The sequence below is a fragment of the Okeania sp. SIO2F5 genome, from assembly GCF_010692685.1.
Classification (GTDB): Bacteria; Cyanobacteriota; Cyanobacteriia; order Cyanobacteriales; family Microcoleaceae; genus Okeania; species Okeania hirsuta.
The window spans coordinates 1-14,921 of sequence record NZ_JAAHGU010000164.1; the positions used below are offsets into that span (position 1 = coordinate 1).

Genomic DNA, 14,921 nt, shown 5'->3' on the forward strand with positions numbered 1-14,921 from the left:
GTAAACAATTTCAAGCTATAAACTGTAAATTATCAATACCATTACAGACATCCTTAAAACTTTAAGGTTTAGCGATCGCCTAATTTATGAAAAATACAGCTCATACAGTTACTTTTATATTACATTGCAAATATCTATGTAACATGTAAAGATGCCAGCGCTCATTGCTATAATAGGCCCAGATGACCGTCCAGTCCAAAGAAATTATCCAGTCGTACCACGAAGCTCAGTTACATTCTCAAATGAGAGTCCTGTTCCAGATACACTAGTAAGAATCAGAGTATTTGGGAATAGTCGTTAATTAAGATAATTTTTTGTAGGGGTGGGCAAATGTAGTGATTGATGTTAGCAGTTAATAGACTTGATGTTTGCCCACCCTACCCATCAGATCAAATCTGGTAGCATCGGTTTAACGAAGTCAGAAGTCAGAAGTCAGAAGTTAACCCACCCCTCGCCCCTCCCAGGAGGGAAAGTAGGGGATTTGAGCTTCACTCCAAAAATATTTCGCCAGTCAAGGTGGGGTGGCGCGACCCATATTATTTTGATAAAATCTTTTGAAGGTAGGAGGACCGAGTCAGGTAGGGGAGCCGTCGGATTGGGGACGTACAGGATTCAGGAGGAGAGAGAATCACAAAGATAAGCGTATTTATGACGATGGGAAAATTTTTTTATGTTCAATAAAACGGATTTGAGATCAGGAGCTAGAGAAATAGAATAGGGGAAAAAGCGGATGCAACCCCGCGACGACGTTAGTTGCATCTGGTAGCGCACCAAGCAGGTGGAAATTTGCCTCCCCATCACCCCATCACCCCATCACCCCACACTACCCTACTACCAAGGACTACCCACCATGGTAAACCCTGCCCAATAATAAGGGTGAGATAATTTTCGATTCCTCATTTCCCCAAGCACCGATGGTAACTCTACTGACTCACGACCTCCAACCCTCCATATCTGATTTCCCCTAATCACCACATCCCCACGCAACATGGCTAACTGTGCCTGTCTTACAGCTTCCGCCTTAATCCTAGTCTGATTCAAATGACTATAAAACTCAGTCATTAATGCTAAGGTAGCTCGATCATTCACATACCAAATACTAGCTAAAGCTGACTTTACTCCTGCTGCTATTGCTAATCCCGCAAATCCTAATTCGGCATCTTTGTCCCCAAAGGCGGTGCGACAAGCTGATAATACTAACAATTCTACAGAACTCTCATTCCAACCCAACTCCCTAATTTGGTCTAATTTTATTTGTTCTTCACCCCATAACTGAATGTAAGAATTACTAATTTTTCCCGGTCTAAAATCAGCATGAGTGGCTAAATGAATAATAGGATAAGGATAACTTTCTCTTTGAGTAATTAAATTATTCAGAGTAAAATCTTCATTGAGGAACATACTACCCTGCCATAGTTTTTGGGAAACTATTTCTAGTTCGACAGGTACTCCTGGTAAGGAATTGTGAGCAATAAACTCACTTGCTCCCATTGCTAATACCCGAGTATCTTGAAGCGTTCGGTAGTTGGTATCCATTAAACTAACACTGGGAATTAAACTCAGGCTATATTTTTCGATCAGGAATTGTTCGCCATCGTGTAATGCTGCTACGGCTAAAGTACGCAAACCTTCATCCATACTGAATAGTAAGGTATCGATCTTAGCTGCTTCTAGTTCCGATGCTATGGGTGCGATGAGCCAATTGTATAATTTTTGTGCTGGTGATAGATAACTATCATTATCTTGGTTAGCTGGAGTTGTAACTCTTATTCGTAATTCTAGTGCAACTTCCATGATTTGTTCGCGGTTAACAGAGGGAATGGTTTTGATTATTGGTTGACCTTCTTTGGTATATAAGATTATTTGTAATTGTTCTGGATAGACATTAATATAAACAATGGCAGATTCTTTTCCGGTTTGATTTGCCATGTCGCTTAAAATATCTCGGACGCTTTGTGTAGAAATTAATTTTTCCTCCAAATCTGCTCCCAGGTAATCTGAGTATTCCTGGAGACTGTTTCGTTCTAACGTTGTTACTACTTGGTCTGAAGCTGTAGCTGTTATTAGAGATTTGGTATTAACAGGATTAATTGTTTTTAAGATTTGTTGGGTGTCAGTTGTAGTGCTGATAGATGTTTCTGTTTGTTCTTGAGCAGTACCAGCATTGATTGTTTGGTTATTGTTAGTGGGAGTGGTCAGGGTGAAAAAATTGATATTGCTTGATATTTGCTGTAATATTGACTGGGTGGAAGTGGTGTCAGTTGAGGTGATTACTGGTATATCTGTTGAATTGTTAAGATTTTCTGATTGGGTAGGGTTAGTTTCTACTGGGAGAATCTGGTTATCAGTGTTATTTTCTGGTATAATAATGTCGCCACTATCAATATTAGTAATTGTTTCTATTTCCTGTGGGGCGATCGCTATTTGTTCTGGGGTATTGGTATTATCTGGAGTATTATTAATAGTTACATTCCCACCTTCAGAAATAGCTGTTTGCTCTTCTACGGAAATATTACCACCTGGTTGAATATCGATATTAGCATCTCCTTGATTGGCGATCGCCTCTTGATTACCTACAGAAATATCCCCTCCAGCATCAAGATCGATATTAGCATCTCCTTGATTGGCGATCGCCTCTTGATTACCTACAGAAATATCCCCTCCAGCATCAAGATCAATATTGGCATCTCCATCTCCAGAAATTACAGTTTGGTCTTCAGTGCTGATATCTCCTGTTGCATCTAGATCGATACCACCTGCTTCGCCCTCTGAAGCAATTGATTCTAAGTCCAAAGTAGTAATAGAGCCATCAGTTGCTTCTAGTCGAATAATACCTGAACTGACTGTACCCAAAGAACTTAAGTTTCCTGTAGTTATTTGACTGCCATTAATAATAACTTCACCACTGGGGCCGTCCGGTGCTTGAGTTGTCACATTCCCTGTATTCACTGTTGCTATCTGACTTTGAATTCTCAAATCCCCACTTTCAGTCGCACCAAAGGATGATACATTTTCCAGATTCACACTTTCTGGGGCATCAATCTCAATATTTCCTCCTCTGCCTTCCTCTGAGAAAGAAGTAATGTCTCCCGTTGCACTAATCTCCCCTATTTCACTCTCCAATGTAATGTCACCTCCCTGTTGTATCCCTTCCGAACGAATTCCACTAATACTTACATTACCCAGAGATGTGAGAGTAACATCCCCACCGATACCCTCCGTAGAAAAAGTGTTTAACTCCCCTTGAACATCTATGCTATTTGCACTCCGACTGTCAATAGTAATATCACCCCCACGCATCCTTCCCTGGGATAGAATATTTTTTAGATTAACTGAACTTTCAGCTTGAATATTCACATTCCCAGCTGTACCTTGTGCTGAAAATGTTTCTATTGCTTGGGTAGAATTGACTTCACCGTTTTCACTAATAATTTCAACATTTCCTCCTGTGGTTGGTTTTGCTTGGTTGAGGGTGCTAGCTTCTAGTTTACCTACAGTAATATTTTCTCTGGCATTGAGCGCAATGTCTCCAGTGCCGTCAGGGGAACGAGAGTTTATTACTCCAGCAGTGGTGTCTATTGTGCCATTGTTGCTAGTAATATTGATATTTCCTGCTTCTCCTTGAGTTGCTTCTCCTTGAGGTACAGGTATGAGGGTAAAATTGTTAAATACTGAGATTTCTTCTCTGACAAAACCTGATGCTAGATCTATTTGACCCACTTCTATTGCGTCATCCGCAACAATATGTATTGTACCTGTATCGCCTTCATCTGCACCGGAATATATTCTAGCTGCTGTAGTCTTAATGTTACCACCCGCTTCTAAAATAATGTCTCCTCCTTTGCCTGAGTTTTCAGTATCGGATGTAGTTGCAGGTTCGGAGGCAGAGATAACATTACTATTTTCGGCGATATTGATGTCACCTCCTGCTTTTAAAAGAATTTGACCGCCGTCTGCATCAGCAAAAGAGTAAATGTCACTGGTAGTAATGTTTCCTGCGGATGCTTCTAAGGTAACGTTGCCTCCAGTTCCTTCGCCAGAATAGTTGGCCAGAAATCCATTACTGGTGTCTATGTTTCCTGTTTCTGTGATGATGGTAATTTGACCGCCCTGTTGTTCTCCGTGGGAACTGATAGTATTAGTAGTCACATCTGTTTTCGCACTCAGAGTTACATCTCCAGCGTTACCTTTTTCTGAAAATGATTGGATGGGTTGAGTAGCATTGATTTCTCTCTGTTCACTGGTAATGGTAATGTCACCTCCGTTAGCAGCTTCTTTTGATTCTGAGGCAGAAGATTGGATAATACCTGTGACGATATTTTCTTGAGCTGTGATTTCTATTGTGCCTGCGTTTCCTGCATCAGTGCTTCTAGCTGAGATGGTACTATTTTCCGCTGATAGTTCCCCTGTATTAATAGTAATTTTTCCTCCGTCTCCAGCTCCTGTGGTCTCTGTAATGATTTGACCGTCGAGTTGAAAGTTTTCACTGGGGTTGATGTTGATGCTGCCTCCGTCTCCACTATCGGAAGTAGCTGCAGATATAGTAGTATTTTCGGCTATTGTCAGGTTTTTGGTTTCTATATTGATCATACCTGCGTTTCCCCCTGCCGTAGTTTCCACCGTGATTTTTCCTTCCCCTGTAATATTGATGTTTTCTGGAGCAAATATATTGATATTGCCTCCATCTCCACTGGAAGTAGTGCGGGCAGAGATCAAGCCATTTTCGCTGAAGGTAATATTAAAGTCCGGGTCAAAGCGATCGGAACGATTTTCTCTATTCCCCTGCTCCCCTACTTTCTTATAGGGGTTAAGGGTAAGAGTACCTGCGGGGGTTTCTCCTGCTGTTTCGGCAAATATTCCGAGTCGGCCTGAGATTAGTAAGTCCGTAGCATTGATGGTAATGTTGCCTCCTGCTTCAGTGTTGCTTGCTCCTTCTCTTGCTGTGGCACTAATTTGAGCATCTTCTCCTATGGTTAGTTTTATGGTGTTGATTTCTATATCCCCAGCTTTTCCCTTATCATTGGTTTCTGTAGTTAAACTTGTTCCTGTTTCCAAAGTGAATTCTTCGGTGTCGATCTCGATCGTTCCTGCGTTTCCTTTGTCAGTGGTAGAAGCTGATATGGCTACTCCATCTGAAAGGGTGAGGTTTTGGGTCTCAATGTTGATGCTGCCAGCGTTTCCTTTGTCTGAAGTTTCTACAGCAATGAATCCTTTTCCAGCAATATCTATGGTTTCTGGGGCACTGATATTAATGTTGCCTCCGTTGCCTGTGGAGCTGGTGGAGGCGGATATGAAACCGTCGTTGCTGAAATTGATGTTGAGGTCTGGGTGGTCTTTGTAGGGACTGATGGTAAGGCCCCCAGCGTTTGCTGATGCTTCGGTTTCAGCGAATATTCCGAGTTTTCCTGTAATATTGAGTTCGTTGGTGTTGATAGTAATATTGCCTCCGTCTCCGGTGCTGGTTGCGCCCAAAACTACTGTGGCACTGATTTGGGCATCTTGACCGATATCTACAGTGTTGGCTTCGATGGTGATATCTCCTGGGGTGCCTGCTGCATAAGTTTCTGTGATTAAGCTGGTGCTTTGGTCTAGGTTGAGCTTGTTTGCTTGGATGTCGATACTACCTGCGTTCCCTATACCTTCTGTATTTGCTCGGAGTTGGCTATTGTTTGTGAGTTGGATGTCTTGGGGAGTTTCGAGAGTGATGTTGCCTGCGTTTCCTTCTGCGTTGGTGATGCTGAGGATGTCGGTGTTGTCGAGGGTGGTGTTTTTTTTGCTATATATGTAGACATCTCCTGCGGGTTGGTCTCCTTTGGTGTCACTTTCGATGGTGACGTTGTTGAGGCTGAGGTTACCTGAGCTAAAGATGTTGACGTTTCCCGATCTGCCTTGGGTGTCACCTACGTCTATTGTTATGTCTGGGACGAAAGGGTTTTCTATCGTTACTTGTTTACTGGTGATGATGGATAAGTCTGTCAGTTGAAGGTTTCCTTGTGGTTGACTTTCAATTATTACCTGCCCTGCTTCGGAGTGGGTAGATAGGGTCAATATTTCTGCATTGCTGAGGTTGTTGGTGGTAATGTTAACCTCTCCACCTTGCCCGGAGTCGTTTTCTCCGACTGAGAATGTGTTGATTGCTAATGGTTCTCCGTCTCCGTTTTCTGGAGGGTTAAATTTGATTGTTTCTGCAGTTAGAGAAATGGCTCCCCCATTTCCTGAGTTACCTTCATCGGAATAGGAAAAAGAATTGAGCGATTCTGTAGTGATATCGCTTCCAGCCTCAAGATCAATGGCTCCCCCATTTCCTGAGTTAGCACTAGAGAAAAAAGAATAAGAATTGAGCGATTCTGTAGTGATATTGCCTCCAGCCTCAAGAACAATGGCTCCCCCATTTCCTCCATGGGAAGCAAGTGATGCAGTATTAATATTACCTCCAGCGCTCAAGGTAATATTGCCTCCATTCCCTGAGTTACTGCCAGAAGAATAAGAACTAATTCCTTCTAGTGAAGCAGAAACACCTCCTCCTGTCGCTGTAAGAGTCAAGTTGCCATCTGCATCTACATTGGTTGCAGAAAATTTGAACCCAGGACCTATAAATGAAAAGAAAGAAAATGTTAATGTTGTTGTGATATTACCTCCAGCGCTCAAGGTAATATTGCCCCCATTCCCTGAATTTTTAGTAGAGGCATAGGAAAAAGAAACAACACCTTTGTTATTGAAGATATCACTACCAGCATTAAGAGTAATATTACCCCCATCCCCTGAATTCCCGTAATTGGCATGAGAATGGGAAACAATCTCTTCTGATTTAATATTACTACCAGCATTAAGGGTAATATTCCCTCCATTTCCTGAATTGCCTTCACTAGCAGGAAGAGAAGTACCTATAACAAATGAAGCGCCTATAATAGCAGATGAACTAGAATGGATATTTTCTGAGAAGATATCACTACTAGCATTAAGGGTGATATTACCCCCATCCCCTGAATTGCCTTCTGATGCCTGAGAAGAGGAATCAAGTGATCCCATCTCAATGTTAGCTCCTGCATCTAGGGTAATATTTCCTCCATTTCCTGAGTTTCCTTCTGATGCCTGAGAAGAGGAATCAACCGATGCCATCTCAATGTTACCTTCTGCATCTAGGATAATATTTCCTCCATTTCCTGAGTTACCTTCTGATGCCTGAGAAGAGGAATCAAGTGATCCCATCTCAATGTTAGCTCCTGCATCTAGGGTAATATTTCCTCCATTTCCTGAAACTGAACGAGCAAAAACTGAGCCTATTGTAGTATCAATTGAGCCGGTTGTGCTTTCTATACTAATATTACCAGCATTGCCACTACCACCGTTGGTTTCTTCTCTTCCAAATTCATCAACAATAAATTCACCAGAATTAGTAATAATCTCTGCCGTAGTAATATCCCCTACCGCATTTATTTCTATATCGCCTCCATCACTATCAACAGATGAAGCATCTAACGAACCTGTAAGAATATCTCCAGAAATAGCATTAAGGTTAATAGCACCTCCATTTCCTTGACCAGAAGCAGAGTTGATAGCTCCATCCTCATCTACATCTACAGTTGCTGGCAACTCCCCACCAGAATAGACTGGCAACGCCGAAGTATCAATATTCCCCAAAACAAGACCGGCACCTGCAATAGTTAAATTTCGCCCATTGGTCTTAATAGTATCCGCATCACTGCCAACATCCGCTTCGTTATGCAACATGGTCACAGCACCAATTCCATCTCCATCCACATCTGCCCGAAATTCTATCTCTCCTTCCCCAGGCAGAAATTCCAACGCATCATCCTCTATATCCTCAACTGTAATATCATTTGTAGCTGCCAACTTAACATCCGCATCCCCAGAAGTTTCATCAAATTCATCATTGATCGTAATATTTGTTCCAGACAAAGAAACACTTTCCCCACTAGCTGTAATTCCGCTACCCGTAGCAACAATATCTCCCGTAGCTTCAATATTAATTGCACCACCTGTCCCACTATCAACTTCTGTATTTTCTCTAGATGCTACCTCAGAATTATTCTCTGTAGCATCTTGCTCCGAAATAAAAATACTTTCTGTTAAAGTCACATTTCCTGCACTCTGAATTTCTATATCTCCCCCAGCAGTAACAATACCATTAACATCCTCTCTCACATCACCAATATTCACATCTCCCAACACATCAAAAAATGCTCCACCACTGCCAGAAACAGCTTCTAAATTTTCCACATTCAACTGCAAAGGTGCATCAGTTAAACCTATTCCTCCACTGCCTTTTGTTTGAAATAAAGCACTACCCGCATTAATAATTGAATTCTCAGAAACTCTGGCAATATTTCCACCATTGGCATTAACTAAAATTTGCCCTGTTGTTGTTAAGTTAGCCAGATTTATATCCCCTACTTCTCCTAAGTTCCCCAACTGAATATTAATGGTGCCACTTCCGGCATTTAATGTTGTTCCATCTAATTGATTTATTGATGCTGCTCCGGCACTCCGGTTAGCAATATCCATTTCATCATTATTACCGAGTAGGTCAATATTTCCATTGCCAATTGATGTGTCAATATCGGCATTGATGTTAATATTGCGACCTGCTTTTAATTCTACAGATTCTGTAGTTTCTATCTTTTCATTAATTGTTATGTCGTTGTCGGCAAATAAAATTATATCTCCTGATAATTCTCCAATATTTTCTGCTGAAATTGTGACATCAGAATTTTGATCTTGAGCAAAGGGGTCTATTGGTGTTTCTGTTTCTATTGTTTCTGAGTTCTCAGTATTTTCTGTAGAAGTTATTTCTATCTCTGAATTTGTATTTTCTGCTATTTCTGAATTCTCAAGATTTTCTGTGGTTTCTGAATTTTCGGATTTTTCACCAGATGCTACTTCCCAATTATTATCTACTGTTTCTGTTTCTGCATTTTCGGAATTTTCTGCTATTTCTGAATTCTCAAGATTTTCTGTGGTTTCTGAATTTTCACCAGACGCCACTTCCGAATTTTCACCAGACGCCACTTCCGAATTATTATCTACTGTTTCTGTTTCTGCATTTTCTGTGGTTTCGGAATTTTCACCAAATGCCACTTCCGAATTATTATCTTCTGAACTTTCAGTATTTTCTAACTCTCCCACTGTTAGATTTTCTGGGTCTAATAATATTGTTCCTGGGGTGCCAAATGCTGCACTAACATTGACATTTCCATCAAATATTAATTGTTGTTTTCCTGATACTTCAACAAACCCTCCATCACCAGAAAATTCTCCTCCTCTGGCACTAATATTCCCGGCAAAATTAGTTATTCCATCGGACCAAATTATTACTTGACCGCCGTCACCATTTGTGGTAGACTCAGCGGAAATAAATGAGTTATTGTTAACAAATGTTTGCTGAGAGTTGGGTACTATTCCATTACCTTGAAAGTCGCCTCCGATTAATACTCTTCCCCCTCCATTTAGACCATCGGCGTTAATATTGGCATCGATAATTGCTACGCGATCGCCTAACACATTTATCTGTCCTCCGACATTAGATCCCCTCTGACCCCCCTTTTTAAGGGAACTGGAGTTGGTATTCCTTTCCATTCTTTGAGAAATCCCCCTCCAGTCTCCCTGGGAAAGAGGAAGACTATTCATATACCCCCCTTCTTCGATCCCCCTTCCGTCCCCCTTTTTAAGGGGGAAACTATTCATCTCCCCCCCTTGATAAGGGGGGTTAGGGGGGATCGAAACGTTGATATTTCCCGAAGTAATTGCTGTACCTGGTAAATCAGCTACCAGGATATTTGAATCTATCAACACCACATCACCATTTCCATTCACAGTCATAGATGTGGCCTGAGTTATTTCTCCACCTGTTAAAAGTTCGGGTAAGGATAAGGGAGTCATACCAGAAATATCTTCCCCATTCGCTATTGTTGAACCTACTTCCAAACTTAATAAATTTCCTGGTTGGGATATTCTCAGAGTACTACCTCCTTCTACTGCTGTGATAGTAACGTTGCCGCCTGCTGTGGAGAGTTGCCCTGTGTTGATAACCGTGCCACCCAACAAAGTAAGATTTTCCCCTGGGTTTAAACTGAGGTTCCCTTCGTTAACTATAGCGCCTGGGTTTGAGACATTAAAATGATAGCCACTGGGGTTTCCTACTAGGTTGGCATAATCATTTGTTCCCATGGCTTGAAACCAGAAGTTATTGCTGTTAAAACCTATACCTGTGGCTGTGGTCACGCTGAATGAGGTGGGGACATTAAGGCTAGCCTTTGGGCCAAACATTATGCCTGCCGGGTTCATCAGGAAGAGGTTAGAATTACTACCGATGACTTGGATCAGACCGTTGATAATTGAGGCGTTACCTCCTGTGATTCTGCCGAAAATATTGCGAGTATCTGGAGTGGTGAGAAAGTTAGCTGTTTGACCGGAGTGAACGTTGAATTGGTCAAAACTGTGGAAGAGGTTAGTCCCATTATGAGCGCCACCTTGAATATTAAATTGATTGCCGTTTTGATTGACGGTTGTACCTGTGCCGTCGTTTGAGGGGGTTATGGGTTGAGATTTGGCGGGAGTTGTAGCCAATATCCCTAAAATTACAGTCAGAGCTGTTATACTGTAAGATTCTAATTTATTAGCTTTCATAAAAAACTTCTGCAGTTATAATACTCATTATAAGTACACAGAGGCATGAGGCAAGGACAATATTTTTAGTCAAAATATCATCGTGTTTTTCTTCTAGAGATTGTAGCAACGATCCTCCTGTTTATGCCACTAAACAGAACAGCCTAATTTTTCTCTTCCGATATAATATTAGAACCTTCGATCTTGATTAAATATCATAGTCGTCAACCCAGGCCCAAATAAGATAATAGTTAACATTCGAGTCAGTTGAATTGCCAACACTTAGTATTTTTGCGCAAGTCTTGATATTGCTATTTTGGGTGGCGGTGCATTGTAATTATTAGTGTTGAATTTTTGGCGTTGCACAGTGACGAATGATTTGAGATTTTTGATGAACAGGATTTTGGATTAATCAATTGCTAGAATTATTACAGCAGTTTTGGAGTTGATGAGGTACAAAATTTTAGGACTTTAGGGAGTAGGCAGTAGGGAAAAAAAGATTAATTTTCGGCATTGGTGAATTAATGTATGATATTAATCTTAATTATCTAGGAGTCAGGAGTCAGGAGTCAGGAGGGAAGAAAGAAGAAGAAAGAGTAGTAGAGGGAGAAAGTTTTTTGTTTGCGCTCTTATCCGGACAAGATATCATACCTCTTTTCACCAACGCCTAATTTTCAAATTGTACCTCACTATCCTAAAAAGTGCTATAATATTAGCTGCTGAAGTGCTGAAGTGCTGACTGCTACTTCAACTTTTGACTTTTGACTTCCGCGTAGCAGCACTAGAGATTTTCATTCTCTTAAGTATCAGAGTTGTCAACCCCGGTCCCACTAAGATAATAGTTAACATTCGAGAAAGTTGAATTGCCAATACTAAACCAGCATCACCACCCAACTCATTAACAGTTGCGATCATGGCTTCTAACCCCCCTGGGGTGAAACTTAAAAGAGAAGTAATTAAGTCCACCTCTGTCAAATTATAAAACGCGTAACCTACTCCAAAGAAACCGATAATTAACCCTATTACCAGTGCGATATCAATTAAAATAGCTTTCCACAATTTGCGAGCATTTTCCCAGTCAAACTGAACGCCTATAGAAATTCCTACTAACAGGAGGCCGACTGCAAATAACCATTGAGGAACTTGTAATTGATATGGCGCTACCCACAAAGTAGTTAATCCAACTATAAAACTACCTAAAAAAGCAGAGGAAGCCAAACGTAATAAATTTCCCCCCCAAATTCCTAAACCACAACATCCTGCTATAATTAATAAATTCCCAAACATGGGTATGCTTGTTTTACCCGATGCTAATAAAGTTGTAATTTGAGTCTGGTCGATAGCTGGAAACATGAATATGGTAGCAGTTGGCATAATAAATACCACTAATAACAATCGCAAATACTGAAGGATAGCAACAGCAATAGGGTCTGCACCTAGTTCTTCACTCATAGCAACAATAGCGGAAGCAGTTCCAGGAATAGATGCTAGAAAACCTGTAGAGCGACTAACTCCACTCCACAACGACAACAAATAGCCTTTCAACATACTCAAGGCAGCAGTGATGAAAATACATCCCACTACAGGAATAGCATAAGTGCTAACTAAACTAATTGTTTCTGGGGAAAAACGAAATGCTGTAGCAATACCAATTATTGCTTTGCCCAGCATAATTATTACTCTCGGTAATGGTTGGGGAGTACCTTTAGCGATCGCATAGATAATTCCGGCAATCATTGGCCCTAGCAGCCAACCGACGGGAAAGTTTAGCCAATAGAATATAAACCCTATTAAAATAGCTAAGGTTATCGGGACAATAGTAGTTTTGATAGTTGATAATTTGGAGATAATTTCTTGGTTGTTTAACACGCTCAACAATATATAAAATTTGGCAGACAATTTATATCTATTCTGGTAGCTTTGGAATTGTCAATATACTGGAGTAAGTTTTCAACAAATTCAGATTTCACCATACATTTTTGACAATATTCCTATACCAACAGATTAATATTAGTTATTGTAGTTGAATATTTACTGGAGAACATAACCATAATTATGACTTTAACTTGCTCCCGAACAACCCATAAACGAAATAATCTGTAGAGACGTTGTATACAACATCCCTACCTGTTCCCTATTCCCTGTTCCCTGTTCCCTAATTTAATATCATGCTTAAAATTACTCCCAAAAATCTGTTACATCCCGACTATCCTTTCGCTCCTAAAAAATTCCCGTTTTTTTATGGCTGGATAATTTTAATTGTTTGCACCATTGGGGTAATAATGAGCATACCCGGTCAAACTATTGGCATGAGTGCTTTCACTGACTATTTACTAGCTGCTACTGGCTTGTCACGGTTACAATTGAGTAATGCTTACTTTTTTGGTACTTTGACCAGCGGTTTACTATTACCTTATGGCGGAGTATTGTTAGATCGTTTTGGGGCACGAGTAACTGTTGTTTGTTCCTCAGTAGGTTTAGCTTTAACTTTGTGTTATCTCAGTTTTAGCGATCGCCTAACTACTCTCATCAGTAACGCATTTCCTAGAATTCCCGATTCAACTATAGCCCTATTAATGCTGATATTAGGTTTTGTCTGTCTGCGTTTTTCCGGCCAAGGTATGTTAACCATGACCAGTCGTACAACTCTCGGTAAATGGTTTAACCGTCGCCGGGGTTTTGTTGCTGGTATTAATGGTTTATTGATGGTTTTTGGGTTTTCCATTGCACCCTTAGTTTCAAGTTCATTGATTAATACTTTAGGTTGGCGAAATGCTTGGCTAACTATGGCAGCAGTTGTTGGTATTGGTATGGGGTTAATAGGGTGGGCATTTTATCGCGACCTTCCTGAAGAATGCGGTCTATTAATGGATGGAGAATTACAAACACCTACGGTTGAAGTAGAAAACTTATCTGAAAACAACTTGCAAGATTTTACCCGCGCTGAAGCTATCGGCACAATTATGTTTTGGGTGGTGACATTAGTATTATCCTCCCAGTCTTTGATATTTACAGGTATCACTTTTCATATCGTTGATATTGGTGCAGAATTTGGATTATCCCAAGTGCAGACAGTGAGTATATTTTTACCCCAGGCAGTTGTATCTACAATTGTTGGTTATTTGATGGGTATGGCTGCAGACAGAGTTAATATCAAATATTTATTCATGGTGATGATGGTTGGTCAGGCAATAGGTGTGACTGCTATTGCTAATTTTGGCGTGCCATTATTTCGGGTATTAACTATTGTGGGGTTTGGCATTAGTACGGGATGTTTTGGTACTTTATCAGCAGTGGCTTTACCACGTTTTTTTGGTCGAGCTTATTTGGGTGCTATTTCTGGTTTTCAGATGATGATTCTGGTCATAGCTAGTGCCATAGGACCTTCTTTTTTAGCTATATTTAAAGATAAATTAGGTTCTTATCAACCTGGTCTTTATGGTTGTTTGATATTGGTAATTTTGATTTTAATTCTCACTTTTTTTGCACGCCACCCTCACAAACTTGATAGATGAATTATATCAAGTCCGGTGATTAGCATAATAAAAATGTTCTCCTCTAAATGTTGAATAAATATCTCACATTTCCCCTTCTGAATTTAGAGTAATATGAATTTGGTTTTTGCCACCCTCTTCAATTTTTTTCCTGTACTTAAATTTCAGCCTGAAATGTTTTGGCTGAATATCAGAGTATTTTTACTTCATCAGTTCTCTTTTGTATTTGTATAAATTACAAAATGATTATATCATGTCCGTTGGTATCGTTTGTGTAAAAGTTAGCGTGGATATTTACAGGAAATTTAAGTTTTTTTCTTGCTCAATTACCTTCCTGTTTGTTGCCTGTTGCCTGTTGCCTGTTGCCTGTTGCCTGTTGCCTACCTTTTCTATACAATACCGATGCTACCGGACATGATATGACTTGGGCCAAAAGTGTCTTGTCGAGTTCTTGGAGTTTTTTGTGTTCTTCATAGGCAAAATGAATATTTATGGTTTTCATCTTGACAGTCGTATTATTATGGTTCTATGATAATATTGTCTACAATACATAGTAAAAATTTTGGCTAACTAGGCTTACTCAAAGGGTGTACAGGGTGATCAACTGAGCCTTAGTAGATACGGTGAGAAATGGAGAAAATTTAATGGAACGAGACCCGGCTGTTTTAAATCCACAGGACTTACGCAAATACACTATATGTAGCGTATGCCAAATAGAGCGATTGCTGACGCAAAGCTCCGCTAACGCTATAATTTTTGAAGCGATCACCTAAACAACTAAAATATGATAACTTATACAAA

At 40.3% G+C, this 14,921-nt stretch carries 5 protein-coding genes; 2 read left to right on the forward strand and 3 right to left on the reverse strand.

What is annotated here, in order from left to right; genetic code table 11:
• Positions 1–831 precede the first annotated feature (831 nt).
• Positions 832–10,647 (reverse strand): CHAT domain-containing protein, encoded by a 9,816-nt coding sequence (locus F6K27_RS29085; protein ID WP_287279431.1) that lies wholly within the window; start codon positions 10,645–10,647, stop codon positions 832–834.
• A 503-nt stretch (positions 10,648–11,150) separates the two neighbouring features.
• Between F6K27_RS29085 and F6K27_RS29090 the strand changes: the two genes are divergently transcribed.
• Positions 11,151–11,297 (forward strand): hypothetical protein, encoded by a 147-nt coding sequence (locus tag F6K27_RS29090; RefSeq protein WP_287279432.1) that lies wholly within the window; start codon positions 11,151–11,153, stop codon positions 11,295–11,297.
• Between the two features lie 76 nt (positions 11,298–11,373).
• Here the strand turns inward: F6K27_RS29090 and F6K27_RS29095 are convergent, their stop codons facing one another.
• On the reverse strand, positions 11,374–12,495 hold the full coding sequence (locus F6K27_RS29095) for an AbrB family transcriptional regulator (protein WP_287284721.1): 1,122 nt from the start codon (positions 12,493–12,495) through the stop codon (positions 11,374–11,376).
• Positions 12,496–12,794: 299 nt separating this feature from the next.
• On the opposite strand from F6K27_RS29095, the gene F6K27_RS29100 reads away from it, so the two are divergent.
• Positions 12,795–14,141 (forward strand): nitrate/nitrite transporter, encoded by a 1,347-nt coding sequence (locus F6K27_RS29100; protein WP_287279434.1) that lies wholly within the window; start codon positions 12,795–12,797, stop codon positions 14,139–14,141.
• Positions 14,142–14,442: 301 nt separating this feature from the next.
• Here the strand turns inward: F6K27_RS29100 and F6K27_RS29105 are convergent, their stop codons facing one another.
• Positions 14,443–14,622 carry a hypothetical protein gene (locus F6K27_RS29105; RefSeq protein ID WP_287279435.1) on the reverse strand — a complete coding sequence of 60 codons (180 nt, stop codon included), beginning with the start codon at positions 14,620–14,622 and terminating at the stop codon, positions 14,443–14,445.
• Between the last annotated feature and the right edge of the window lie 299 nt (positions 14,623–14,921).